18 protein-coding genes, 1 tRNA gene and 2 rRNA genes (1 of these 21 running past the window's edge) are annotated in these 26246 nt (G+C 55.6%); 4 read left to right on the forward strand and 17 right to left on the reverse strand.

Features of this window, described 5'->3' with window-relative positions; genetic code table 11:
• Positions 1-548 precede the first annotated feature (548 nt).
• Positions 549-1025 carry a hypothetical protein gene (locus So717_RS03965; RefSeq protein ID WP_159974929.1) on the forward strand — a complete coding sequence of 159 codons (477 nt, stop codon included), beginning with the start codon at positions 549-551 and terminating at the stop codon, positions 1023-1025.
• Between the two features lie 76 nt (positions 1026-1101).
• Positions 1102-2100, forward strand: coding sequence for a trypsin-like serine peptidase (locus So717_RS03970; protein WP_202981890.1), 999 nt, complete (start codon positions 1102-1104; stop codon positions 2098-2100).
• Positions 2101-2407: 307 nt separating this feature from the next.
• On the opposite strand, the gene So717_RS03975 is transcribed toward So717_RS03970, so the two are convergent.
• From So717_RS03975 to So717_RS03985, 3 genes are all read right to left on the reverse strand, one after another.
• Complete coding sequence (locus So717_RS03975) at positions 2408-2887, reverse strand: metallophosphoesterase (RefSeq protein WP_238840663.1); 480 nt, start codon at positions 2885-2887, stop codon at positions 2408-2410.
• Between the two features lie 141 nt (positions 2888-3028).
• A complete protein-coding gene (tnpB, locus tag So717_RS03980; RefSeq protein WP_159974931.1) occupies positions 3029-3379 on the reverse strand; it encodes an IS66 family insertion sequence element accessory protein TnpB in 351 nt (116 codons plus the stop codon).
• Positions 3376-3810: a hypothetical protein gene (locus So717_RS03985; RefSeq protein ID WP_159974932.1), complete on the reverse strand. Its 435-nt coding sequence runs from the start codon at positions 3808-3810 to the stop codon at positions 3376-3378. The genes tnpB (So717_RS03980) and So717_RS03985 overlap by 4 nt, the downstream gene beginning before the upstream one ends.
• A 318-nt stretch (positions 3811-4128) precedes the next feature.
• Between So717_RS03985 and So717_RS03990 the strand changes: the two genes are divergently transcribed.
• Positions 4129-5715: an ATP-binding protein gene (locus So717_RS03990; RefSeq protein ID WP_159974933.1), complete on the forward strand. Its 1587-nt coding sequence runs from the start codon at positions 4129-4131 to the stop codon at positions 5713-5715.
• 130 nt (positions 5716-5845) lie between these two features.
• Here the strand turns inward: So717_RS03990 and tnpC are convergent, their stop codons facing one another.
• From tnpC to So717_RS22630, 3 genes are all read right to left on the reverse strand, one after another.
• Entirely contained in the window at positions 5846-7498 is a 1653-nt protein-coding gene (tnpC, locus tag So717_RS03995; RefSeq protein ID WP_159974934.1) for an IS66 family transposase, read from the reverse strand.
• Positions 7499-7502: 4 nt separating this feature from the next.
• On the reverse strand, positions 7503-7790 hold the full coding sequence (locus So717_RS04000) for a hypothetical protein (protein ID WP_159974935.1): 288 nt from the start codon (positions 7788-7790) through the stop codon (positions 7503-7505).
• A gap of 187 nt (positions 7791-7977) precedes the next feature.
• Positions 7978-8244 carry a helix-turn-helix domain-containing protein gene (locus So717_RS22630; RefSeq protein WP_159974936.1) on the reverse strand — a complete coding sequence of 89 codons (267 nt, stop codon included), beginning with the start codon at positions 8242-8244 and terminating at the stop codon, positions 7978-7980.
• Positions 8245-8373: 129 nt separating this feature from the next.
• On the opposite strand from So717_RS22630, the gene So717_RS04010 reads away from it, so the two are divergent.
• Positions 8374-8967: a hypothetical protein gene (locus So717_RS04010; RefSeq protein ID WP_159974937.1), complete on the forward strand. Its 594-nt coding sequence runs from the start codon at positions 8374-8376 to the stop codon at positions 8965-8967.
• A gap of 339 nt (positions 8968-9306) precedes the next feature.
• Here So717_RS04010 and So717_RS22495 read toward each other — a convergent pair whose 3' ends face one another.
• From So717_RS22495 to So717_RS04065, 11 genes are all read right to left on the reverse strand, one after another.
• A complete protein-coding gene (locus So717_RS22495) occupies positions 9307-18795 on the reverse strand; it encodes a calcium-binding protein (RefSeq protein WP_159974938.1) in 9489 nt (3162 codons plus the stop codon).
• 47 nt (positions 18796-18842) lie between these two features.
• On the reverse strand, positions 18843-19094 hold the full coding sequence (locus So717_RS04020) for a hypothetical protein (RefSeq protein WP_159974939.1): 252 nt from the start codon (positions 19092-19094) through the stop codon (positions 18843-18845).
• A gap of 911 nt (positions 19095-20005) precedes the next feature.
• Complete coding sequence (locus So717_RS04025; RefSeq protein ID WP_159974940.1) at positions 20006-20512, reverse strand: hypothetical protein; 507 nt, start codon at positions 20510-20512, stop codon at positions 20006-20008.
• A 116-nt stretch (positions 20513-20628) separates the two neighbouring features.
• Positions 20629-21090, reverse strand: a complete 462-nt coding sequence (locus tag So717_RS04030; protein WP_159974941.1) for a hypothetical protein — start codon at positions 21088-21090, stop codon at positions 20629-20631.
• A gap of 340 nt (positions 21091-21430) precedes the next feature.
• On the reverse strand, positions 21431-21949 hold the full coding sequence (locus So717_RS04035) for a hypothetical protein (protein ID WP_159974942.1): 519 nt from the start codon (positions 21947-21949) through the stop codon (positions 21431-21433).
• Between the two features lie 467 nt (positions 21950-22416).
• On the reverse strand, positions 22417-22722 hold the full coding sequence (locus So717_RS04040; protein ID WP_159974943.1) for a FitA-like ribbon-helix-helix domain-containing protein: 306 nt from the start codon (positions 22720-22722) through the stop codon (positions 22417-22419).
• Between the two features lie 17 nt (positions 22723-22739).
• Positions 22740-23090: an IS66 family insertion sequence element accessory protein TnpB gene (gene tnpB / locus So717_RS04045; RefSeq protein WP_159974944.1), complete on the reverse strand. Its 351-nt coding sequence runs from the start codon at positions 23088-23090 to the stop codon at positions 22740-22742.
• Positions 23087-23515, reverse strand: coding sequence for a transposase (locus tag So717_RS04050; protein ID WP_159974945.1), 429 nt, complete (start codon positions 23513-23515; stop codon positions 23087-23089). The genes tnpB (So717_RS04045) and So717_RS04050 overlap by 4 nt, the downstream gene beginning before the upstream one ends.
• Before the next feature lie 277 nt (positions 23516-23792).
• Positions 23793-23869 (reverse strand) — tRNA-Met (locus So717_RS04055).
• Positions 23870-23942: 73 nt separating this feature from the next.
• Positions 23943-24057, reverse strand: a 5S ribosomal RNA gene (gene rrf / locus So717_RS04060).
• Positions 24058-24146: 89 nt separating this feature from the next.
• Positions 24147-26246: ribosomal RNA gene (locus So717_RS04065) — 23S ribosomal RNA — on the reverse strand; it runs 1274 nt beyond the window's last position.

Genomic DNA, 26246 nt, shown 5'->3' on the forward strand with positions numbered 1-26246 from the left:
GTGCACGGGGAAATGTTGATCCTGACGACGCATTTGTTGCAATGGTCACGCTGGAGTAACAACGCATGATCCTCCAAGTGGCAGGCGGTACAGCCGCCCCGGGGGGTAAAGTTGTTTTTTCAGATGTGCGGCGCATCAAAAAGCCTGCAAAAAGGCGGGTACAAACAAACACCGCCGCAACTTTGACGGCTTCCTTTGCAGTCTGAATTGCTTCTTCAAAGCGGACACTGGGATAAAAATAGGCTAAAAGCGGGGCTCGGCAGCGAGCGTCTGGCAGGCCGCTTGCCGCATGATCGCCAACAAGATCCGAAAACTTCGAAAGCGTGGGCACAGCCGTGCCCACGCTTCATCGTATTCACAACAGAGATTTGCAGCAAAGGCCCCACTCGGTGCGGGTCTTCGTTGGTTTTGATGACTTTTTGATCAATGCCTGACGCCTCTCTGACCGTGCAATGCCGCTGCATTGATGGCGGGCGCGCATACCAACGGCGGGCATGAGGCCCAACGCCCTTCTTGGGGCGCTCATTTCGAAAAAGGACTTACAGAAAATGGCTAAGAAAGATGTGGGGAACACCCCCAGCGATGCAATCGATGAACCCATGGTCGATGATACCGGCGACATGGAGTTTGACGCGCTGTTCGACGACATCTCCGAAGAGTTCGGTGTTGTCGCAGAGGCTGACAGTGGCGGATATGATGCGTTGAATGCGGCACTTGTCGGGACAGAGTTTGAGGCCCCAGCCACCGAAAGCGGTGGGACTGCCCGGCTCTTTGACATTGCCGATGGTGCAGTTACTGAAAGCGGCGCGGCGGATGAGGCCGAGGTCTTTGGCTTCATCAAACGCCGGTTCAAGAAGCGTGCGCTGCAGGCGATGCGTGCCTTGATCCGCAAGGTTCGGAGCGCACGGAAATACGCCAAATGCATACCACAGCTGCTGAAGGTCATCGCGGCCGTGAAAGCAAAGCGGTGGGGTACAGCGATCAAAGAGGCGCTGGCGACCTGGCGCTGCATCCGCCGCGCGTAAGGTGGCGGTGAAGGGGTGCCTCGATCCTCCCGCGTGGCACCCTGACCGAATAAGTTTTCAGACAAGGATTTAACAGATGACACACGCAAGTATGGACACAGGCAACTGCGGCTGTGGCGAAACCGGGATCGATTCACAGATCGATATGGGGAACGCCAGCAAAGAAACCGGCCCACTGATCCCGGAAACCAATCCTGCCACGATCGAACAGGGTTTTGACGGGGAAACCCATGGTGGCGGACAGCTTGAGACCGTTGCTGGCTTTGACGTGGGCCGCGCCATGGTTGATGTAATCGGCACAATGGAAAGCAGCGCCTTGCCGCGAAACTATGGTGCCATGTTGGATGCTGGCACGGCGCACTACGAAGGCAATGTGAACCTGCGCAGAGAGGCACCCGAGTCGGTCTGCGGACGGGATGACCGGGCGCATATCTCGAATGTCACACAGCCTCCGTGGCGCATGACGGCACAGCTTTTTATCACGGCGGCCAATGGTGACCAATATGTTGGCACTGGTTGGTTCATCGCGCCGACAATTCTGGTAACGGCGGGGCATTGTGTGCATTCGGGCCGGAGTGGCGGCTGGGCCCAGCAGATCGAGGTGGTTCCTGGGATGAACGGACGGCACAGACCCTTTGGTTCTGCGGTCAGCAAGCAATTCCGCTCCGTACGTGGCTGGGTCAACAATGGCCGCGTGGAGGAGGACTATGCCTGCATCATTCTGCCAGATGCCGCCCCGCTTGGCGAAAAGACCGGCTGGTTCGGATTTGCAAGCTTTAGTGATGCTAAACTGAAAAACTCACTGATCAACACGTCTGGCTATCCCGCCGACAAAAGTATCGGCACGCAATGGTTCAATGGCGGTCGCCTGACCGAAATTGAGCCACAGCGGCTGCACTATCTCGTTGATACTTTTGGCGGGCAAAGCGGCAGTGCTGTCTGGCACAATGAGGTTGGAACCCGTCGGCGATATGCAGTCGGCATCCACAATTATGGTGGCTGCAACAACAAGGCGACGCGGATCAATGACGAGGTCTTTGATGTGCTGAAGGCTTGGAAAGCGATGGGAATATAGAACGATTGCCAGGAACTGTCTTGTATCTCGTGGCGAGAAATTTGGCAGTTCCGCTCGCACTAGAAAGGTTGGCCACTCTGGACACCCCCGATTTTCAAGGGGCTGGCTTGCCATATAGCGTTTCGAATGAGTAGTGAGATTTCTTGGAAAAACTATATAGATGTCGAACTCTATGCAGTTCCGGGATGATCCCAGAAATTATGGCGTGCTTGCAACAATTCAGTGATCGTAAGCGAAGCGCAAAAAAAAGGCGCGGGACAAGTCTTGCGTCACGTGAGCTTGACTCTACAACTCACTACGGCTTGATCTACTCAAGCTCGCTCCGGTGCTCGACATCTGACCAATGCTTGTTGACGGGCAGTTTGCGCGCCCGCCGCGACACATCATCGTATGTCACCGGCCTGAAATCCCAAACATCGACGCCTACATTGATGGAATTTCGCGATCCGCGCCAGTTGTTGTGAACGTGCCCAAACAATTGCAGAGCTTCGCGTCTCGCGTGGTTCCACGTAATCATCGGGTAATGGCACAGCGTGTTCCGCTGCTTCTTTGGCCCGTCCGGCACCTCTGCCATTAGCGAGACCGAGGACCAACCCAATGACTGGGTTAGATCGCTGTCATGATTGCCAACGATCAGGTGCTTGCACGCTCCTGGTAGCTGGTCAAAGATCTGTTGCAGATACGCCGCGTCCTTCGCTGGCGCACCGAAGGCAAAGTCTCCGATGATCCAGAGATCGTCCTCAGGCTCCACCACCTTCCACATGTTTTCAAGTATGACACCGTCCATATGAGCGGAGGATTTGAATGGGCGGTCGCAAAACCGAATAACGTTCTCATGCCCAAAATGGGTGTCTGCCGTGTACCAATTTGTCATGTTTGCCGCTTCATACCTGCTGTTTATTTCGAGTCTCAGACGTGTTTGATTGTCCTAGACGGCTACCGGACGGCGCACGCCCCTAGCGGTGACACGCTTCCAGTCGAGCCCTTCAAACAGGGCTTCGAATTGAGATTTGTTCAGGGTAATCATGCCGTCTTGGATGCGCGGCCATTCGAAGCCTTTGCCCTCAATGCGCTTGTAAGTCATCACGAGACCTGTGCCATCCCAGACGATCAGCTTCAGTCGGTCAGCCCGTTTTGAGCGGAAGATGAAGATGGCACCGCTGAAGGGATCAAGCTCAAATTCATTCAGTACAATCGCTGCCAGGCCATCCATACCCTTCCGAAAGTCGACAGGCTTGGTCGCGACATAGAATTTGAAGTTGCCTGCCGGAGAGATCATGGGTCACGTTCGAAAGCGCTGATCAACTGAGCCAGCTGATCGATTGGAAAGTTTGGCGGCAGTAAAACCTCACAGCCTGCGCGCTTGAAGACAATCTGAGGTGGTTCAGGTGGCACGACCGGCTCATCACGCTGAACTTTGATTTCGGCAAACGCCGGGGCTGGCTCTTGAGTTTTCTTTGGCTTGTGAGGTGACTTTCGAGAACCGCCTTTTCGCCAACTGTAGGCCGTTTTGTTCGAAACCTGGCAAGTCCTTTGCACCTCACCGAGTGATAGCTCACCTGATCTCATTCTCTGACCCATCGCGCGTTTGAATTTTGTGGGCCACAAACGGCGGCCGTCTTTCCCGACAGGGATTGAGTAGCCAAAGGCGTGGAAGACGTTTTGTATTTTCTGATCACTTGCGAGGTCACCCAAGTTTTGAGAATTCATGATGCCTGTATCCTTTTTGGGACATCATAAACCGGCGAACTAAGGTAAGCGGTGCAAACGACCCCTCCCTTAACATCTTCCCGTATTGCTATTGAAGGTCAATATTGGCGGCACGCCAATACGGAAAGTAGATTGAGGCATTTTCAGCCCAATGCTGCCGTCCAGATCATTTGCCAGCGCCGCAGTGCGGCTTCCGAATCGCGGACATTGGCAATGGCGCAAGGAACTCCTACGATGTGCCGGGTACCTGCCTGCCCAGCAAGACTGGCTGATGGATGTCTCTGGGTTTGTTGATCTGGCAAAAGTAAGGCAAACCTGATGGCCAAAAAACGCAGCATCACCGATGAAGAAATCGCCCTCATCAAGGCGATGGCTGCGCGAGGCATGAAGAACAATGACATTCAGTTCTTCTTCAACCGACCTGACCGCCCCGTAAATTCTGGCAGGATCACCGGCATCAAGAACGGCAGCTACAGCGATTCATCAACGATTGGTGCGGCCAATGACAACACACTTGATGCATTCCTGAAATCATTCAAAGCGACCGGTGTTACCGCGTCGGTGGCGGTCCCAAGTGCGGGATCGCCGATGGTTCCTGAAAGCGGTCCGATGGTTGAAGCCACCCTTGCCACAATGTTCGAAAAGGATGAAGGCGGTGTTTGGCGGTTCAAGTTTGGCGAAAGCGAAACTCACGAGTGCAAGCAGGACTTCGGGTTCAAGCACGCAGGGAAATGGCTTCGGGCTGTCGCGGCACTCGCCAATAACTCGGGAGGCTACATTGTCTTCGGAGTTAAAGACAAAAAGGTAACCGGCGGGAAAGTCGATCCCGAAAGTTACAAGGTGACCGGGTTCAAGGGTGCTGATTTCGCGAATGCCGATCCGGCAGATTTCACCAAGCGCATAAAATCAACGTTCGATCCTACGCCAAAAGTCGAGGCCGGTGTTCTTGAAATTGACGGAATGACGGTGGGCATCATGTACGTTCATCAGCATGGATCGCGCCCCGTGATTGCGCAAAAAGGCGACGGCGATCAAGTCAAGGAAGGAGACATCTTTTTCCGTTATCCGGGACAATCAGCCCGCATCAAGTACAGCGACCTGCGGTCCATTCTCGACGAACGTGATCGTCAGGCCAGAGAGCAGATACTTCCGATGGTGGAAAAGCTTCTCCAACTCGGTCCGCGTGATGCTATGGTCGCTGACCTTGCAGATGGCATTTTAAGCGATGAAAGACGATCCATCGTGATCGGGGAAGACCTGCTGGACAAGATCAAGTTCATTCGTGAGGGCGAATTCAATGAGAAGGAAGGCGAACCTACACTGAAACTGGTCGGGGAGGTTCAGGCTGTGGACGGGGCCGGTGGTGTTCTCCACAAAGGGTTTGCAACACCGGCAGACCTGATATGCGATTTCCTGAACGTAGCTTCACCGTACGATCCCAAGGATTATGTGCGTTGTGCATTCGAAGTGAGCAACGGGGCTTGGTTGCCAATGCACTTTTATGGCGAGAAGGCCGGACTTGATCGACAGGGGCTTGCAGATTTCATTCAAACAACCAAGGCACCGAAAAAACGCAGGCAAACCTATGCGGATCGTGCTCTAGGCAAGAACAGCCCGTATCAAAAGGCGGGTGGATTCGCACTTGAATTTCTGGACGAAATCAACAGTGGGAAAAAGCCGGAACCAAAGACACCGCAAGCAGCCGCCGATGTCGCGCGTGCGATTACGGGACTGGAGAACAAGCCGGAACTTTCTCTGGACGACCTGCTGTCAGTGCTCGGTGTTTGCTGGGAAATCATTGAAACAAAAAAGCACAGTTGGCTTGGGATTGTCAGGAAGGCAATTGCGCGGGTGGATGAGTTGTATTTTGCAAATGATGGAAACGAACAGTCCGCAGGCAAATAGCACCGAGTGTTGAGACTCGAACTCGCAATCTGCCTGTTCCAAATCAGTTGATTGAATGTCCGCTCTCTCAAATGATGTCTTGGATTACTGTAACCGCGGCGAACGGTCGCATCCCGCCCGCCCTACGAGCCTATTGCCTGATATTGATTTCGACTTCCTCAGCAAAATGCCACGGCAACAGCTTGTCATACTGACTTCGAGGCACCTTCTGGGTGAATTTCTCGAAAACCCACGTAATGTATGCATGTGGATCAATATCGTTCAGCCGGCAGGTGCCAACCAGACTCGCGATGATGGCCCAAGTTTCGCCGCCGTCGGTGCTGCCTGTGAACAGCGACGCCTTGCGCAACGGAACGATGGGACGAATTGTGTTTTCGACGTTGTTGTTGTCAATTTCCACGCGACCATCTTGCAGAAACACGCGCAACCCATCTTCCAACTTAAGGGCGTAGCTTACGGCCTCACCCATCTTGGTTTTCATTGCGCCTTTCATGGCGTAATCCTTCAAACACGCGAATATCTGGTCAACAATGGGTGCACTCTCTTTCAGACGTGTGGCTTGTCGTACGATGTGCGCTTGACCCTTGAGATCCTTTTCAATCCCATAGAGCTTCCCAATCATGTCAATGAGCTTCCCGGCGGTTTTGCCCTTGTTGGACTGCAGTTCTTCCCAGAATTTGCGGCGCACATGGGCCCAGCAATAGGCAAGCACTACGGGCTCACCAATGCGAGTCGTCGAGGTCAACCTGTTGTAGCCACCATATGCGTCGACCTGTAGCACGCCATCAAAACCGCTCAGCATGTCTTCAGCGTGGACGCCTTCGCGTGTTTGCGTATATCGAAATGCGACGGCTGGTGGCTTGTTGCCTTTCCAGCGCCTATCATCGCGACACAACGCCCAGACACGGCAGGTCTTGAGCTTTCCAAGACCAGGGAACATCTGACCCAGGTGCGTTTCATCCATGTGAAGCTTGCTGGACGACTTGATGTCTGCCAACAGCGCCTCGTAGATCCATTTCAATGCGCCCTTTGCCTTCTTCATGAGGCGCGAGAGTGTGGATCTGTGGACATGGACGCCTTTGCGTCCGAATATCTCTGTAATCCGGTTCAGCGGGAGAAAATCAGCATACTTCTTGATCAATACCGCAATAAAGATCGAGGTGTCGAAGCCACTTCCATCAAAAGGCCGTTCCGGGACCGGGTGTTGTGCAAACTGTCCGCAGTTCCTGCAGACCTTCTTGTAGTAGATCTCTTCGACGATGAATATTTCGGCCTCCCTATAGGCCAGTCTTTCACGAACCTCTTCACCAATCTCCCTGTGGCCGCAACCGCAGTCACATAGCTGATCAGACGTGGGCTCGAATTCACGTTGCTCGCGTCGTAGATGTGGCGGGTAGCTTTTCTTGTTCTTACCGCTGCCCGAATTGGGGACCTCTTCAGGCTCCGATGGCTCGCTACCGTTATCGGGTTTCTCCTCACTATCGTCGGTCTCAGGGTCACCATCATCAAACCCCACCGACGAGGAGTCTTTCTCTGTGTCAGATTTTTCGCTCTTTTTTCCGTACTGCGCACGTTGAGCATTCTTAAGCTGGGTCTTTAGGCGCTTGATCTCAGCGGCAAGCGCCTTGATCTTGGCAGACAGCGTAGAGTTTGTCGCCTCCGCCTTCACGAAAGCATCTGACAGCTGGATGCCGAGCGTGACAATCTCTGCTGCTGCCGCGCGGACGGCTGGGTCAGCGTGCACGGACAAGAGGTCACACTGATAGTGGAGATCGTCGATCATCTGATCATGACATCAGTAGTTTTCGCTGGCGCCGCGTGGCATGTGCATATACCGGATGTTCAATCTGCATGCTTTTCAGCTTGCTCATTTTGACGCGTAACCAACGATTGTCAGACCAGGTTACCTTTAATTTTGCCGTCGGCATTGAAATTGAAGCATCTGGCGCCCAGACAGCGTCGTCATGTTCGACGTCTCGCCGAAAATCTGCATCAGCGATAAGATTGACGTTCTGGACGACAAAGTCTTCTCGACTCTTCCCGGGCATGGCGCAGGTCGATTGTATCTCTTCCATGTTCCGTCCCTTTGCATTCTGCAAGATAAAGGGGTCTGGCTCAGCCCCACTGACCACGGGGCTGATGCTTGACTTTCGAAGTAGGGGATGGGATGAACAGGGAAGAGATCGTCGCTAAGCGATTTTCCGGGGCTTCGAGGACCTGCAACGTCCGAGAAGCCCTTTTCTATTCAGTGTACAAAAAACGCTAAGATTGCATTTGCGGTTCCTCTTCAATGTCGCTGTTTTGGGGATAGCGTTCGGGAAAGAGTTCCAACACAGTTTGTCCGACTGCGGACGCTAGGTGTTTCTCGATCCTTTCTGATCGGCTCTTTCCCAACGAAACGGAGCTGACGGCGCTGGCACCAACCCCGAGTTCTTTCGCCAGTGCCGCAAGGTTCAGACCTCTAAGCTCCAACTCGCACTTGATCCGGGCGTGCTTGGCGCGGTCCACGGGGACATCAGTATACTTCATAGGTCTACCTCACGTATGGACTACACCTTGTGACTTTTGCGTATAGAATCGATTGCATGAGGAGCGGTCAAATCTTTTAATCGCTGCCCCAAAAAACGAGAATTGATCTTGAAAAAGAGGGCATGGAAAATGAGAGCGGATCACGGAGGCAAACCTGTCGACGCGTTTGACCTCGAAGCAAAAGAAAGTGGTTACGACAGGTTCCGGAGATTCGCAGGAGACGATGTAAAGACTTGCAAAATTTGGCTGACTGAAGACGCTGATCTCCGAGTGGTCATATGGCTGAGCGACAGCTCTGGTGGCGTGCTTTTCCAGTTCGCATCTGACCATCTTATCTCAGATTTTCACGCAACGAAATCTCTGAAGGATCTTTGTGAGGCCTACAGTAGTTCACGTAAGTCTCTTTGGTCACTCCTCGGGAAACTGGGTCTCGATCCCTGGGCGAGAGTTGCCAGAGACTATCAGTCGCCAATGTCATTGGAGCAGGTTGCAAGTCTTCATGGCTTGAAGCCTGCAACGCTTTCAAAAGGTCTAAAGGAGCGCGGTATTCCCATCCGTTCAGGTAGAATTCCCGTTCAGCTGAATCCAAGGGATGTCGAACATGCTTTGCGAGGCGCTCCCTCAGTCAATGAACTTCGTAGAAGGCTGGGATGCGCTTGGAGTACCGCCAAGGAGCTGAAGATAGAGGCACAAATCGCTCAGGGCCGCCTGCCGGAGTATTAGTTTCACATGCCGCAATGCTCTTTCCCGAAGTGTCCGCCAGTACAACGACGAGAATAAGTTGGGCACAGACCGCGCCTCATTCACGGTGTCCCAAAGCCACCATTCGCACAACCTGCGACGAACGCCCGGTTCGAGCCCAAGGCGGTCATTGCGATTTCATGCTGCGTGCGCACGCGGAGCGGGTTTTTTGTAGGTGTGCAGTTCCCCGCGCCTCGCAGCAGCGAGCAAAGCAGCCATTGATTGCCGATCTGATTTGGCCCGTCGTTCACAGCCTCAGTCCTTCTTTCGCTGTGGCTGTGCGGATCGCCCATTTACCAGCGTTGATGTCTTTACGACCTGCTAGACAAATATGAAGTCCGTTTCGGTGAGCAGCGTAGGGTCGATGTTTGAGACGGTGATCTGGTTGTCTGCGCCGAATGCAACGACTGCATCTCCGCCTTGTGCCGTGATAGTAAGATCGGCGAAGGTCAGCGCAGTGCCGGAGATTTGGATCTGATCGATGCCATCCTCGAAGTCGGTGATTGTGTCAGAGCCAGTACCGGTCTCAAACACAAAGACGTCCGCGCCGCTTCCGCCGGCCATCAGATCGTTCCCTGCGCCACCAGCCAGACTGTCGGCCCCGTCTCCCCCGCGCAGGATGTCAAAACCGTTCTGGCCCTCCAGTTGGTCGTTGCCGCTGCCGCCAATCAACTCATCTGCACCATTGCCGCCCACCAACACGTCATTGCCCGCAAGCCCGTCGAGAATGGCCCCGGCAGCTTTCGCAGTCAGATGGTCGTCGAAGAGTGAACCTTCGAGCGCTTCAATGTTGAGCAGGACATCGCCGACCTCTTCGCCGCCGACGGCACCGATCTGTGCGCTGCTGAGGCCAAGATCCACAATGACACCTTGGGTCGAGAGGTAATAGCTCGCCGTGTCGATGCCGTCCTCGCCGTCGAGGCGATCCGCACCCAGACCACCGACGAGCTTGTCGTCGCCGAGGCTGCTCTTGAGTGTATCGCTGCCATCCAGGCCATACACATTGTCCGCCGCGAAGCTGTGGTAGAAGGACGCGTCATTGCCAGTGGTGAGCGAGATGGTTGTGCGTGCCTCGATTTCTTCCTTCGTCCAGATGGCACCGTCAGAGAACTCGATCACCTCGATGCCGGTCCCTTGAGTGTCGTAGTAGGCAAAGTGCTGGGCAATTGTGATGACCTCGCCCGTGCTTGCAACCGTCACCAGCAGGGCAAATGTTGTATCATTGGGGCGCGTGAGCGTGACCTCCGTGGAGGCCACATCCGTCAGGACCAATCGGTCCACTTCGGTCAAAGAGGTGGCGGTGTCGTGGATCGTGTCATTGCCATCCCCACTCGTCCAGATGTAGCTGTCGTTGCCCTCCTGCCCATCGAGGTGATCGGCGCCCAAGCCGCCGACGAGTGTGTCATCGCCGAGACTGCTCTTGAGTGTATCGTTGCCATCCAGGCCAAAGACGTTGTCTGCCGCAAAACTGTAGTAGAACGATGCATCATTGCCAGTGGTGAGCGAGATGGTGGTGCGCGCCTCGATCTCATCCTTCGTCCAAGTGACGCCATCGCTGAACACTATTGCTTCAATGCCCGTGCCATGTGTGTCGTAGTAGGCAAAGTGCTGATCAACGGTGATCACTTCGCCGGTGCTGCCCACAGTGACCCGCAGCGCAAACGACGTGTCATTCGGACGGGTGAGCGTGACGTCGGTGGAGGCCACGTCGGTGAGCACCAGGGTGTCAACTTCGCTCAGAGATGTCGCAGTGTCATGGATCGTGTCATCGCCGTCACCACTCGTCCAGATATAGCTGTCGTTGCCCTCCTGCCCATCGAGGTGATCCGCACCCAAGCCGCCGACGAGAGTATCATCGCCGAGGCTGCTCGTCAGCGTATCGTTGCCATCCAGGCCATACACATTGTCCGCAGCAAAACTGTACTGGATCGAGCCGTCGTTGTTAGAGGTACCATAGATGCGCGTCTGCGCCTCGATCTCATCCTTGAACAAAGTCACGCCGTCGCTGAACGCAATGGCTTCAATGCCTGTCCCACGCGTATCGTAGTAGGCAAAGTGCTGGGCGACGGTGATCACCTCACCGGTGCTGAGAATGGTCACAAGCAATGCAAAACTTGTGTCGTTGGGACGGGTGAGTGCGACGTCGGTTGAGGTCACGTCCGTCAGCACAAGTGTGTCGATGTCACTTAGCGAGGTTGCGCTGTCGTCGATTGTGTCGTTGCCGTCCCCCTTGGTCCAGATGTAGCGATCATCGCCAGTTTCTCCCTTCAGAAGATCAATGCCAGTGCCGCCTTCGAGCAGGTCATCTCCGCCTTTTCCATCGAGCGTGTCATTGCCCTCCAGCCCGAAGATCTGATCCTTGAAGCCCCAGCCGACCAGCGTGTTTGCCGCACTTGTGCCGGTGATGATGGTCTCGGCTACCGGCTGGCTCAGTATTTCGACGAAGGAGCCATCGGCAAAAGCCAGAACTTCAAGACCATATCCTTGTGTCGCAGAGTAAAAGCGATTGGTGTCCGTAAGGATTTCACCGCTCGGCAGGATTGTGATGATCAGATCACTGCCCATCCGCGATAGATCAACATCTGCAAAGTCCACGTCAAGCAGGTGCAGAACATCGACCTCCGTCAATGACGTGGAGGTGTCATTGATGGTGTCGTTGCCGTCTCCGAGTGACCAGTCGTAGATGTCACTGCCTTCACCCCCATACATGCTGTCATTGCCGAGGCCTCCGACGAGGCGGTCGTCGCCCTTGCCGCCGCCGAAGCTGTCATGGCCGTCCAGTGCATAGATGTTGTCATCCGCGAAGGTCGCGATGATCGCGCTTTGATTGCCGTTGGTGCCGTAGGTTCGCGTCTGCGCTTCGATCTCATCCTTGGTCCAAGTCACGCCGTCAGCAAACTCGATCATCTCGATCCCGTAGCCGCGCGTGTCGTAGAAATAATACTGGTAGGTGAAGGTGAGCACTTCCCCGCTGGAGCCGACAGTGAGCTGCATACCGTAACTGCTGTCGTTCGGGCGGATCAGGGTGACATCGGTCGAGGCCACATCCGTAAGGGTAAGTTTATCGACGTCCGTGAGTGACGTTGCACTGTCATAGATAGTATCATTTCCATCCCCGAGCGACCAGACGTAGGTGTCGTTGCCGCCCCCTCCGTTGATATTGTCGTTCCCGAGCCCACCAACGAGGACATCGTCGCCATCCCCTCCACCAAAGGTGTCATTGCCGTCCAGTGCATAAATGTTGTCCCGCGCAAACGTGTTGAGGATCGCGCTTTGGTTGCCATCGGTTCCATAGGTCCGCGTCTGCGCTTCGATCTCATCCTTGGCCCAGATCACGCCGTCACTGAATTCGATCATCTCGATGCCGTAGCCGCGCGTGTCGTAGTAGTAGTACTGGTGTGTAAAGGTGAGCACTTCGCCACTGGATCCAACGGTGAGCTGCATGCCGTAGCTGCTGTCGTTCGGGCGGATCAACGTGACATCCGCGGAGACCACATCGGTCAGGATGAGCTTGTCGACGTCTGTGAGTGACGTCGCGCTGTCATAGATGGTGTCGTTGCCATCGCCCAGCGACCAGACATAGGTGTCACTGCCTTCACCACCATTCATATTGTCGTTGCCTAGACCGCCGACGAGGCGGTCATCGCCTTTGCTCCCCCCGAAGGTGTCATTGCCGTCCAACGCATAGATGTTGTCATCCGCGAAGGTCGTGATGATGGAACTTTGGTTCCCATTGGTGCCGTAGGTCCGCGTCTGCGCCTCGATCTCATCCTTGGTCCAAGTCACGCCGTCAGCAAATTCGATCATCTCAATGCCGTAACCGCGCGTATCATAAAAATAGTACTGGTGGGCGAACGTCAGAACTTCCCCGCTGGAACCGACGGTGAGCTGCATGCCGTAGCTGCTGTCATTCGGACGGATCAGGGTCACGTCGGTGGAGGCCACATCGGTCAGCACGAGCCGATCCGTATCCGACAGTGAAATGGCGCTGTCATAAATGGTGTCATTGCCATCGCCCAGCGACCAGACGTAGATGTCATTACCCGACCCGCCATCCATGTAATCGTTACCAATCCCGCCGACCAAACGGTCGCTGTCAGCCCCGCCATTCAGCGTGTCATTCCCGCCAAGACCGAGAAGCTCCTGCTGACCAGCGCCTTGGGTCAAGGTGTTCGCAGCACTGGTGCCGGTGATTTGCGTGACGCTCGATTGGGTGTTTTCCAAATGGGCCGGGCCGACAGCCAAGTGATCCGGGCTTTGTGCCAGAGAGGCAATGAACTGGGCAGTCGTTAGATGCCCCGAAGACAGGCTCTGTTCCCAGGTGGCCAGTTCAGACGGGTTGGGTTGTCGCCCAAGCGCGTTTAAGAAAGCCTGCTGTATCAGGGCAGTCCCTGTCAGACCTGCTAGGCTGTTCGCGCCAACGCCCTGGATCTCCGCATCCGCAGCGAGCAGCTTTACCACTATGTCTTCTAGGCTATCTGTGTCTTCGAGCAAGAGATCCCCGAAGTGCGCCAGCTCCTGCGCCGTTGCGTCACGGTCATAGGCCACATCGACAAGGTTCTTGATCAGGCTTTCGACATAGGCGCGGTCGAGGCTGCGCTCAAACTCTGCGGGGTTGATGATGGCGTCAAAGTTGTTGGTCGACCGATGCACGTTGCCAACGATTAGATGCTCGGTCGACTCTGACAGCTGCAAAGCCATATCTGTTTTCGACAGCGTACCCGAAGACAGCTGGTTCAGCGCGGTGTCCAACTCCTGCAGGCTCGGCGCCCGGCCAAAGGTGTTGAGATAGATCTGGGTCAGGAACTCGGCATCGGACTGGGTGCCGTAGCGGCGTGCAAACTCTGCAGAGCCCAGCAGTTCATCAGCGAGGTCCTCTAACCTGAGCAAGCCGTCCGCAACCCATTCGACAAGAGCTTCGACTTCGTTGAAGTCCATGTCCCGGTCGAGAACCGTGTCGAAGATCCGCGCTGCTTCATCCAGAATGCGGCCCTTCGCGGATTGATCCAACCGCGCCTCGGAGGTTTCCTTCACAAAAGCGCCAGAGCTGTTGTAGTAGCTCCTCTCACTGGTCCAGGTCTCGATCCCGAAGCTGTCAATCTCATGAGAGACAACCAGTTTTGCTGCCGTCACAGCAAACTCAGATGTAGTCGTAATAGAGCCATTGGAGCCGCCGGTTGAGTCAGCGACGGATGAGCTACTGTATACCAGTGATCCAAAGCCGCCAGTGGCGATTGCGAGATCAGGCCCGGAGGCAGAAGGCACTCCTCCGCCGCTGTTTGCATGATCGGGATAATAGACGACAATTGGCTCTCCAATCGAGGCCGTCACACCGTTGTCCCAGACGTAGCTGCCGTTATCGACAACAGAGCGCGTGATGGTCTGCAGATTACCGTCCCGGAGGATGGTGGTCACCAAGTCGTCCGACGTGGTGATTGTGACAAAGCGGTTGGTTTCATTGCCGCCTTCGCCAAAGGCGCGCTCGACGACCACTTCCTGGCCGTCTGCATGCCGCTCGGTGGTGATGATCTTGTCGGCAATGCCATTGCCGTCGTAATCGGCGACCTCTTCACGGATGCGCCCATCGGCGCTGGTCGTTGTCGTCACAGAGGATTGCAACTCACCATCCGCATAGCGGGTCACATCCGTTGTGGTCATGCTGCCGTCAGCACCATAGGACATGAGCTGCGTTCTCGTCCCGTCGATCACACCGTCACCGTCGAGATCCGTCTCGACTGTTTGCTGGTAGCCATTGGCTGCGGTCGTGACAGTCTCGATCATGGCGGGCCCGCCCTGACCGAAGCGTTCGGTCAACTCCACAACCTCGCTGCCATCCGCGTTGTAGGTCGTCTCCCACGTCCGGCTGCGATCCGCCATCCCGTCGCCATCAAAATCAAAGCTCTGGGTCTGATACATTCCGTTTGCAGATTGCGTCGTGGTCGCTTGCGCGGCGGTGGATCCATCCATCTTCAGGTCCGATTGAACCGATGTCAGGGCCCGGCTGAGATCTTCGGTCGTCTGAACCGACCGGTCTGCAAAACCGTCACCGTCAAGGTCGATGCTCTGGGACCGCGCACGGCCGTCTGCCGACACGGTTTCTGTCACCGACCGCGTGAGCGCATAGCCTGCACCATACTCCTGTACGGTCTGGGTCACGGCACCGTCGCCGGTCTCGACCCGCGAGACATGCCGATCTGTGTTGCCATCCCCGTCCTGATCAACACGGACCGATCTCCCCAGTCCATTGCCACTGGTCGTTGTGGTGATCTTGGACAACAGCGCCGATGTGGCGTCCCGGCTTGTCTGAACGCGCAGCGTATCGCCATCGGCGGCCAGTTCGGTGACATCCGTCGTGAAGACGTCATCGGTTCCGTCCCCGTCAAGATCCAGCCACGCGCTTAGTGACAGCCCGTCGCCGTTGGTCTCATATTCCGCGCGACCCAGCTCCACATAGCGACCATCCCGATGCTCCACCACACGATGTGTGGCGCCGTCCTGCTTGAGCATGGTCCGATCCATGCTCCGCAGCTCAAAAGCGCCATCGCCGTCCCGGTCCAGCGTTGTCAGGCGCGTCAGGCCATTTGCTGAGAGCACGGAGGTTTGTTTGGCGATGAGGGTACCGCCCGTCGCATGATAGGTGGTCTCAGTTGTGAGGCTCCCGTCGTCCCCGCGCACTGCAGTCACGATTTCGTCGTCCGCCCCATTTCCGTCTGCGTCCAGGCGCGTTGTCACGCTGCGGCCGTCCGCACTGGTCACTATGGATTGATTGCGCAGGAGGTCTCCGTTCTGCGCCGTCTCCAGAGATGTTTCGGTCTGAACGCCATCAAGCGACCAGGAGGTTGACGTGGTTGTGGTGCGCTCGTCTATGCCGTCGCCATCCATGTCGTCTGACTGCGTTGTGGCATAGCCGTCATCCGAGACGGTGCGGGTCGAGGTTGCGAAGGTGCTGCCATCGGCGCCTTTTTCGGTTGTTGTGGTTGTTTGGGAGCCGTCGGCGTTCAGTGTGGTGGCCGCTGTCTGCGTGCGTTCATAGGTGCCATCACCATCCGCGTCGGCGCGGGCTGTCACCGTGAGGCCGTTGGCGCTGGTGACCGTTTCTATGCGGCTTTGCAGGCTGCCATCAGCGGCCTGGTCGGTCCGGGTCTGGGTCAGCACACCGCTGTCCGCCAGTACGTTGGACTGGAGGCTGTCAACCGCCCCGTCGCCGTTCACGTCGACTTCGGTCACAATCAAGGTGTCATTGTCATTGTGGGTGGTCGTGGTGCTGCTGCGCAGAGGGCCGCCCACTTCACGCAGGTCTGATGTGACGCTTGTGCCGCCATCGGTCTGCAGCGTGGTGGTCTCGGTCGTGACCAGATCGTCCATGCCGTCGCCATCCGTGTCGAGGCGCGCGGTTATGGTCAGACCATCATCGCTGCGACTGGTTTGGGCCGCAGAGAGCAGGCTACCATCCGCGGCGCGGGTTTCATCTGTGGTGACTTGGGTGCCGTCGACGTTCAGCACCGTTGCGCTGGTCTGATCGCGTTCGAAGATACCATCGCCGTCCGCATCGCGCTGTATCTGCGTACTCAGCCCGTCATCGCTTACTGTCGTCACAGTCGTCGTGCGGGCGCTCAGATCCCCGTTCTGTGTCACCAGCGTCTGCGTCCGGCTGCCATCGATATTCAGCACGGTTGTGCTTTCGTCGGTGACATCTGTGATCCCATCGCCGTCAAGGTCGCGCGCGGTGCGCGAGACCAGGCCATTGGCGCTGATCCAGGTCTCAGAAGACGTGATGGTGGCCCCGTTTGCGGCCTTGCGTGTGTCCGTGACGGTGGTTGTGCCATCAGTGGCCTCAGTGGAGACCGTGATCTGGTCGGCGATGCCGTCGCCATCTGTATCCACCTGGGTGGTCATAACCCGCCGATCCGCGCTCTCGGTGGATGTGCTGCGGCTCAGCAGGGTGGTGCCGTCCCCTGCATAGTTTGAGACGGTCCGCGTCGTGCTGTCATCCGCCTCCAGAACACGCATATCCACGGTCTGGCCGTCGAACGCGCCATTGCCGTCCGCGTCGACCCGGGTTGTGGTGGTTAGCCCGTCCGCGCTGGTCTCGACCACGGTTTTGTCGCGCAGGGTGGTGTCCTGGTTGCGCATCTCGATGGTCCGCGTGGAGACGCCAGCACCGTCCACCGTGGTCACATCCGAGACAGCCACATCCGTATCGCCGTCGCCATCGGCGTCCGTTGTGCTGGTGACGGTCAGACCATCCTCAGAAGACACAGTTGTGCTGCTGGCGAGCACCGTGCCGTCAATCGCGCGGGTCTGATCCAGCGTCGTGCGGTCCTGCGTCGCCGCATCCACGGTGACCGACCGCACCCGCTCATCCGTGTCGAAGACACCGTTCTGATTGAGATCGACCCAGGTCTCAGACGTCACCTTATCCGCACCCAGCGTGGTCTTTTGCATCGACCGCACCGACCCATCCGTGTTGGTCACGGTGATCGTGTTCTCCCGGCTGCCATCGCGGTGCACCACTGTGGCGTCCACCGTGGTGCTGTCGATGTCGCCGTCGCCATCCACATCCGCCGCTATGGTCTTGGTCAGCGCATCCGCCGACTGCGTCTGGGTCACCGTGCTGCGCGTCGTGCCGGAACCGTTCTTGACCGTCAGAACCGAGGTGCTGTCGCCGCCAGCCCCCAGCGTGATCGACAGGTCTTCGATGGTCTCCACCACCCCGTCACCATCAACGTCACGACTGATGGTCCGGCTCTGCCCATCCGGGCCCACCACCATCACCTCGGAGGACCGCAAGCTCAGGTCCTGATTGCGCGTCTCGGTGACCTCCGTACGGCTGTCATCGCCATGCTCGGTGATGCTGTGGGTCACGGTCACGTCGCTGAGCGTATCACCGTCCTCATCTGTGCCCTTCGTGCGGGTCAGCCCATTGATCGTGGTGGTCTCGCTGGAGCTGCGGATGGTCCCGCCGTCCTTGTCCAGATCCTTGATCACGATGCTGCGGCTGCCATCGGGCGCGGTCGTGCGGACCTCTTCCTGGTCAAACCAGCCGCCGCCCGTCGAGTCCCGCTGGATCGTCACATCGCCGCCATCCGCACTGGTCGTGGTCACCACGCGGCTGGTGACAATCGCCGTCGTCGTGTCCGAACCGGTTTTGTTCACGACGGTTTCTACTTTGTTCCCATTCACCTCCTGCGTCGAGATCTCCTGCAGCCGGTCGACCACCCCGTCGCCATCATCGTCATAGCTGTTGAGAATGCTGGATCCGTCCGGGCTGGTCACCGACGTGATCACATAGGCCACGTCCCCCGTCGCCGTATAAGCCGTGCTCACCACCTGTCGGTCGCCGCCCGCCAGTGTGCTCTCGTCCTGCTCGACCCGGTAGCCCTGCGCCTCGGCCACCAGCGTCGCATTCGCCACCGTGCCCGTGCTGCCGTCCGAACGCGTGAACGTCGTCTGCCCGGTGATCATCGAACCATCCGGCAGCTCGATGCGCGTCGTATCCGCCGTCAGGTTGATCGAGGTGATGCCCAGTTCCGCCAGCGTCTTCGCCGTGGTCGAACCATCGGCATTGGTCACCAGAACCTTGAAGTCCGCAAACCGCGCGTCGGAGGCGTCCAGCACCCCGTCGTCATTGCTGTCGAACACGGCCCGCAGAGCCGCCAGATCATCGGTCGCCGTCGGATCCCACTCGGTGAAGACATACTCCTTCTTCTCCGAGATCGCCCCATCGCCATCGTCATCAATGAACAGAACTCCATCACCAGACCCAGCCCACGCCGTCCGATGCAACAGACCGTCACCACCAGCGTCCATGAACACCGTCGACTTCGAAAGCTCCGTCAGCTCAACGCCGTCTCCGTCTAAATCGAGAATAACGGGTTTGCCGCCACTTGACTCACCGCTATCTTTCTCGCGTTGTTCTTGTTTTTCGCGGTAAGCTTTCTCTTTCTTCTCACGTCCACCGCTTGGCTCGATACCACGGTCATCAGAGTTGCTTCGCTCGCTTTCAGGTCGTGAATCCCGCTCCGGACGGCGCGGCGGGCGTACAACCGGATGAAAATCAGCAGGTACTCTTTGATCCTCAGGTATGTGACCATTGAAAGATCCGTCATAACCAGGCTTTCCATCTAAACCTATTGCGTCGCCGAAAGACTTTATTGCGTCCAAAAGGCTCTGACCAAAAGTAGCGCGTTGTTGGCCTATAACATTTCCGAAGTCATCTTTCTTTACGCGGCCGTAGTGCTGAAACTGCTCCGGCGTAAAACTTCCAGAGATGTCTTGAAACGTCCCGTCCGGCCCAGCTATGCCGGACACGTTGCCATCTTCTCCGATCGTGTAGCCTAGCGGCTTGTTTTCAACATATAAGCCTTGGGAATTTCTGTAGTAATTGTCAGGATTGGCGGGAGATAATTCATTAAAATCTATGGATGCATATTCAGAAGGCTGGTCGACTAATTGAAAAACTCCGGAAGACCACCTCTGTGCAGTTAGTGGATCTAGTTTTTCCAATTGAACAGTATTAGATATTATATTGCCGAAGATATCAGTTTCATATCTTCGCGTATGCGGTACTCCATCTCTGATTACGAAATCAATGACCGCTTGACCAATAAAGTTATCCTCGTCATCGTATAGGTCTGTCGAAATTTTCGTCTTGCTAGCTTCGAAGCCGGTTCGGGGGTTTTCTTCATGTACTTCAAAGCCAACGCTCAAGGGGCCTCGTTTCAAACCAAACGTGCCGTACTTTCCATCTATCGTGTATTTTTCACCAAAACTGACAGGGCCCGGTGAAGACCAACTCCAACCGTTTGCCTCTGAATCGATCTGCAAACCGACCTTCGCCCGACCGAACCCAACGGATCCGCCCCAACTCAAACTCAGAGAGCCACCTTCCTGCGGATCGTAACTGCCGCTAATCCTCCCTAAACCGAAATTCAGCGACGCGTTCAGCGCACCTCGACTGGGATGCTCAGTGGCAAAGGTTGTTTCAGGCAGATTTTCTTCAGTCACGATCAGTTTCCATTCAATGATTAATGCGGCGATCGAGTGAATTCACTATTCGCATAAGACAGATTTCATCAGAAAGAATGTCAGGGACATGCGGCAAATTAATTACAATATAGGAACCTATAGAACTCTTCACATCGCCAACGCTACATACGTTATCCGGCCACTCAGATGATCCACCAGTCAGATTGCCCTCAAAAAGATGTGATATCGCTTTGTGATATTGACCAATTTCTTCAAAGAGTTGAACGCCGACATTCTCATCCAGGCAGTCATAAACTTCACCACCAGTTCCGACAAAGAAAACTGGTCCGGCTTTCACACTACTGTGGGTAAGTATATCTTCTACTGTATCGACATACTGGGACCAAACCTCTGGGCAGTGATTGGCGCGGTCTGCTTCCGCGCTGGGAGGCAAACTTAGAAGAAACAGCACTAAAAGAATTAAAGATCGGCGAGTAAATTTGTTTAACGCATCTAACCAAGCAAATTTATTAGGCAGTTTGCTGTCTATTGATTTCAAGACTACAATTAGAGGCGATAGTCTATAAATGAATTTGATCCGACGAAAACTCACATGATATGCGATGCTATTTACATGGGACGCAAACGAGCTTTCTTTAGACTGATCTTGCATCCTCAAAATAGCCTCACCCCATAGCTGCCGCCAATCTGCTTCATCCCAATCTTACGGAAGAACTCATCCGCCTGTCTAATTTTTATCCCCGACGTTACATGATAAAGGATATGTGTCGACCTTCGCGATCGGGCCCAAACCTCAATACCTTTCGTCAGCCTAAGCGCCACTTTCCCACCGAGCAGCCCGTTGGCCGCACCCTGATCCACGCAGATAGTATTCACCGAAGCAATTCGCGCACCTTCGCCGATAAAATAGTCACCGATGGAACAATAACAGCAACCGAGAACACGGTTCCCAAGAGAGACAGTGAGCCCTAAGTGCTGTTCCGCCTCGGTCAGAGTCTTGTCAAAAGCCCTGTCAAACTTCGCGTCAGAAAACGGGATATCTCCAAACAAGCTTTTCTCGTGAACTACCCGGGTTAGATCGCGAACGCTTTCGCGATGCTTCTCTTGTGTCGGCAACGTACGGAGCGCTGATCGAGGCGGACTTTTTTCGGGTCCACTGCGCATTTGCTCTTGGCCAACGCCAGCGACACTTGCTCCGCTGGCTCCGTATTGCTCAAACTGGTTCAAATTTCCTCACAATCATATCCTGCAATGCACACCTAGTTGCAGCGCTCGCCCACCGGCGAGCCTTGATCCAGATCAAGGACAAGGTAACTTCACGCCAATTCGTGCCTAATGCCTCACCCGCTATCACGTTTCCGTTATCGTTAAACGCGAACATTAACCAATTCACCCTGTTTCTCAAACATGGTTAACGCGGGCCCCTACGACGCCCCGCTCACGTCATCCCCAAGCCTCATCCTCCCCCATAAACCCGCGTCCGCACAGCGCGATGCCGCTTGAGGTTGCGATATTCGAAATGGATCGGAGGACGAAACACCTTACTCCTGCGCCGCTCGGGAAAGACCAACTGCCCGCGCCAGGATTGGATCAAATGCTGACTCTCCACACCGGGGAACGCAAGCGCGATCTCACCACTGACAGGCAAGCGGAGGATCTCCGACCGAACGGTCTGGCACACCAACAGCTCCGACGTCTGCGCCTGCGCCATCTGCCCGAGAGCCGCGGTGGACAGGTCGATGATATGCCCCACCTTGATGCCCGGGTTCCGGATTTCGAAGGTGAGCGGCGCCTCCAACTCGAAGTGCTCGGTCAGCGCGCCGGGACCAAAGAGGTCCTTATCGCCCTGCCAAGCCCGGCCCGCAGCGAAGCGCACACGGTAGTGACCCGGCGGCACCAACACCCGGAAAAACGCGCCACCCTCCACATAAGCCGCCAACGCCTCCGCACTGGTCACGCAGTCAATCAACGTCATGACATAATCCCGCCCCGCCGGCGATTTGACCTGCAAAGGAAAAACCGCCGGCAGCCCCGCGCGATTCCACATCAGACCGACAGGAGGCGATGCGGGATGTGGGGCTGAATCTTCGGCGCTGGCAGCCCTCGGCGTGGGGCTCCAAAGTAGGTCCGCAAACGCCACAACCGATAGGAACGTCGTGATGAAGTGAAGCATCCCATCACTATTTCAGAGTAGTGAGCTTGCGTCACCTTCTGTCCGACAAACAACAACGACGACTATGACGTTATGGATCGCTAAAGATCGGCAGTCGCAAACGACCGCTTCGACGACTACGATGTGTCCTGAACAAAAGCAGTGCTGCGGCTGCGAATAAATGCTGCGTCAGCAAAGCGAAAAAAGTGAATGGCGGCTTTGTCCGCACTTCCGACCTTTGAAGAAGATGCGGCGAATGTCGGGAGTGCGCAGACGGCGGATTGAGCAGTTTATGCTGGCGTGTCGATCGGATCAGCTAGGCGGTCGTATTCACCAACGGATATCAACACGAACCTCTGTCCGTCATCGTCTGCAACAAAGACCGGTTCTCGCGCCGCGACCCTGAGAATGGACGCCGTGGTGTCGCGCAGCTGCGCCATCGTGATGTCTGCATCCTGCTTGTGCCAGTGCTCAACAACAGCGTCACAGATCAAGCGCCTCGCGTAGTCTTCGAGCGAAAGGCCAGCCTCATGAGCGCGCACTTGCAGCTCGGCGAACACCGCATCGGGAATGTCGGTTATGAGTAGATCGGCCAAATCTCATTCCTCCGTCGTCATACCGCAGCCGGTCGGCGTACAGATCGCGCCGTTACCCGTTTCCAGTCGAGCCCTTCGAAGAGGGCCTCGAACTGCGACTTGTTGATGGTGATCATCCCATCGCTGATCCGCGGCCACTCGAACCCCTTGCCTTCGATCCGCTTGTACACCAGCACCAGACCGGTACCGTCCCAGACGATCATTTTCAAACGGTCCGCCCGTTTTGAGCGAAAAATGAAGATCGCGCCTGAGAAGGCATCAAGCTCAAACTCATTCATGACGATCGCCGCCAGCCCATCCATCCCCTTGCGGAAATCGACCGGCTTTGTGGCGACGTAGAATTTGAAGTTGCCCGCTGGTGAGATCATATCTTGCCGTCGAGGGCTCGGATCAGCAATGCGAGCTGCTTGACCGGATAGTCGGTGGGTAACGTCAGTTCTGTCGCGCCGCGCTTCAATTTAATCTGCCCATGTGAGATCGGATCGACCGGTTTGGCCTCGTTGACCTGCACTTCGACAAACGCTGGCCGATCCTTGCGCTTCGCGGCCTTCTTTGTGGGGGTCTGAAAGTCACTTTTCCATCTGTACGCGGTCTTGTCCGACACTCGGCACGTTTTCTGGACATCGCCAACAGTGAGTTTCCCGGACATCATTTGCTTGGCCATTTCGCGTTTGAATTTTGTAGGCCACATGCGGCGACCGTCTTTCCCGATAGGAATGGAGTAGCCAAAGACACGGAAGACATTTTCGATTTTCTGATCACTTGCCAGACCGCCTAGCGTTTGAGAGTTCATGATGCCTGTATCCTTTTGGAAACATCATAAACTGCTGACGGCAGGCGGATCAGGGGTGTTTTAGGGGGTCAGATGCAACGCTTACCCTTGGTGGCGCGTAGCGCCACTGTAATCCCAAATGGTGAACACTGGAAGAACCTACTGAAGGGGTAATTTGCACCGCTTACGATCAACCTGCAGACAACCCTATCCAGGCTGATTTGGATATTCTGAAGACTTTGGCGGAAGCTAACCACCACCACCCTGAGCTAGCTGCTCAAGGGGTAGTAGGTTTAGCTGGTTGCGGGAGTAGGATTTGAACCTACGACCTTCAGGTTATGAGCCTGACGAGCTACCGGGCTGCTCCATCCCGCGCCAATTGCGCTGCCTCAATCAGATTGAATATGAGGCGCATCGAAAGAGAGATACGATACAGAGGTTTTGCTAGGTTTGGCGGTGACCTACTCTCCCACGCCTTAAGACGCAGTACCATCGGCGCTAAGGCACTTAACGGCCGGGTTCGGGATGGGACCGGGTGTTTTGCTCTCGCTATGACCACCAAACCATGAAAAACCTCTGTGTCCAAGTCACGTGCAGCTGTGTAGTGTGCGTATGCTTTTGATATGAATAGAAAATCTCTCTTCTACTGGATCAAATCAAGCCTATCGAGCAATTAGTACCAGTCAACTGAACACATTGCTGTGCTTACATCTCTGGCCTATCGACGAGATGGTCTATCTCGGCTCTCAGGGATACCTTGTTTTGAGGGGGGCTTCCCGCTTAGATGCCTTCAGCGGTTATCCTGTCCGATCATAGCTACCCTGCACTGCCGTTGGCACGACAACAGGTCCACCAGTGGATCGTTCACCCCGGTCCTCTCGTACTAGGGGCAACTCCTCTCAAGTATCCTACACCCACGGAAGATAGGGACCGAACTGTCTCACGACGTTCTAAACCCAGCTCACGTACCTCTTTAAACGGCGAACAGCCGTACCCTTGGGACCTGCTCCAGCCCCAGGATGAGATGAGCCGACATCGAGGTGCCAAACACTGCCGTCGATATGGACTCTTGGGCAGTATCAGCCTGTTATCCCCGGCGTACCTTTTATCCGTTGAGCGATGGCCCTTCCACTCGGGACCACCGGATCACTATGGCCGTCTTTCGACTCTGCTCGACTTGTCAGTCTCGCAGTCAGGCTGGCTTCTGCCATTGCACTCAACGAGCGATTTCCGACCGCTCTGAGCCAACCTTCGCGCGCCTCCGTTACGCTTTAGGAGGCGACCGCCCCAGTCAAACTACCCACCACACAGGGTCCCGGATCCGGATAACGGACCGCGGTTAGACATCAAGCAGAACAAGGGTGGTATCTCAAGGGAGGCTCCACGCAAACTGGCGTTCACGCTTCAAAGCCCACCACCTATCCTGCACATGTTCGGCCTAATGCCAGTGTGAAGTTGTAGTAAAGGTGCACGGGGTCTTTCCGTCTAACCGCGGGAAACCTGCATCTTGACAGGTAATTCAATTTCGCTGAGTCGATGTTGGAGACAGCGGGGAAGTCGTTACGCCATTCGTGCAGGTCGGAACTTACCCGACAAGGAATTTCGCTACCTTAGGACCGTTATAGTTACGGCCGCCGTTTACCTGGGCTTCAATTCAAGGCTCTCACCTCTCCTTTTAACCTTCAGGCACCGGGCAGGCGTCAGACCCTATACGTCGTCTTGCGACTTCGCAGAGCCCTGTGTTTTTAATAAACAGTCGCCACCCCCTGGTTTGTGCCCCCAGCCAATACTTGCGTAGAAACTGGGCCTCCTTCTCGCGAACTTACGGAGGTATTTTGCCGAGTTCCTTCAACATCGTTCTCTCAAGCGCCTTGGTATTCTCTACCAGTCCACCTGTGTCGGTTTAGGGTACGATCTCATGATGGAGCTATTTCCAGGAACTGCTGAGCGGCCCACCCAATCCGATAAGGATGAACAACCTTCGCAATTCGTCACTTCCATCTGGCTCAGGAATATTAACCTGATTCCCATCGACTACGCCTTTCGGCCTCGCCTTAGGGGTCGGCTTACCCTGCTCAGATTAGCTTTAAGCAGGAACCCTTGGACTTTCGGCGACAGTGTCTCTCACACTGTTTGTCGCTACTCATGTCATCATTCTCACTAGTGATCTCTCCACCGGATCGCTCACGCGCCGGCTTCACAGAAAACTCCGCGTCTCCAATATCCCCGAAGGGAGTAAGGAGACATGGAATTATGTCACACTACGCTCTGCTACCATGCGATAAACGCATCCTAAGCTTCGGCTCATGGCTTGAGCCCCGTTACATCTTCGCCGCAAGACAACTTATTTAGACCAGTGAGCTGTTACGCTATCTTTAAAGGATGGCTGCTTCTAAGCCAACCTCCTGGTTGTTTTGGTCGTCTCACCTGCTTTCCCACTTAGCCATGAATTAGGGGCCTTAGCTGTAGGTCAGGGTTGTTTCCCTCTCCACGACGGACGTTAGCATTCGCCGTGTGTCTGCCATCTAGTACTCCTCGGTATTCGGAGTTTGGTTAGGATCAGTAAGCCTGTGGGGCCCCATTACCCATCCAGTGCTCTACCCCCGAGGGTATACGGATGACGCTCTACCTAAATAGATTTCGCAGAGAACCAGCTATCTCCGAGTTTGATTGGCCTTTCACCCCTAGGCACAGCTCATCCCGATCCTTTTCAACGGATGTGGGTTCGGTCCTCCAGTACGTGTTACCGTAC

The sequence above is a fragment of the Roseobacter cerasinus genome, from assembly GCF_009811755.1.
Classification (GTDB): domain Bacteria; phylum Pseudomonadota; class Alphaproteobacteria; order Rhodobacterales; family Rhodobacteraceae; genus Roseobacter; species Roseobacter cerasinus.

Coding starts and splice junctions, on each gene's coding strand:
- So717_RS03965 (WP_159974929.1), top strand. CDS start 549: ATGGCTAAGAAAGATGTGGGGAACACCCCCAGCGATGCAATCGATGAA.
- So717_RS03970 (WP_202981890.1), top strand. CDS start 1,102: ATGACACACGCAAGTATGGACACAGGCAACTGCGGCTGTGGCGAAACC.
- So717_RS03975 (WP_238840663.1), bottom strand. CDS start 2,887: ATGGACGGTGTCATACTTGAAAACATGTGGAAGGTGGTGGAGCCTGAG.
- tnpB (WP_159974931.1), bottom strand. CDS start 3,379: ATGATCTCTCCGGCAGGCAACTTCAAATTCTATGTCGCGACCAAGCCT.
- So717_RS03985 (WP_159974932.1), bottom strand. CDS start 3,810: ATGAATTCTCAAAACTTGGGTGACCTCGCAAGTGATCAGAAAATACAA.
- So717_RS03990 (WP_159974933.1), top strand. CDS start 4,129: ATGGCCAAAAAACGCAGCATCACCGATGAAGAAATCGCCCTCATCAAG.
- tnpC (WP_159974934.1), bottom strand. CDS start 7,498: ATGATCGACGATCTCCACTATCAGTGTGACCTCTTGTCCGTGCACGCT.
- So717_RS04000 (WP_159974935.1), bottom strand. CDS start 7,790: ATGGAAGAGATACAATCGACCTGCGCCATGCCCGGGAAGAGTCGAGAA.
- So717_RS22630 (WP_159974936.1), bottom strand. CDS start 8,244: ATGAAGTATACTGATGTCCCCGTGGACCGCGCCAAGCACGCCCGGATC.
- So717_RS04010 (WP_159974937.1), top strand. CDS start 8,374: ATGAGAGCGGATCACGGAGGCAAACCTGTCGACGCGTTTGACCTCGAA.
- So717_RS22495 (WP_159974938.1), bottom strand. CDS start 18,795: ATGGACGCTGGTGGTGACGGTCTGTTGCATCGGACGGCGTGGGCTGGG.
- So717_RS04020 (WP_159974939.1), bottom strand. CDS start 19,094: ATGACGGATCTTTCAATGGTCACATACCTGAGGATCAAAGAGTACCTG.
- So717_RS04035 (WP_159974942.1), bottom strand. CDS start 21,949: ATGACGTTGATTGACTGCGTGACCAGTGCGGAGGCGTTGGCGGCTTAT.
- tnpB (WP_159974944.1), bottom strand. CDS start 23,090: ATGATCTCACCAGCGGGCAACTTCAAATTCTACGTCGCCACAAAGCCG.
- So717_RS04050 (WP_159974945.1), bottom strand. CDS start 23,515: ATGAACTCTCAAACGCTAGGCGGTCTGGCAAGTGATCAGAAAATCGAA.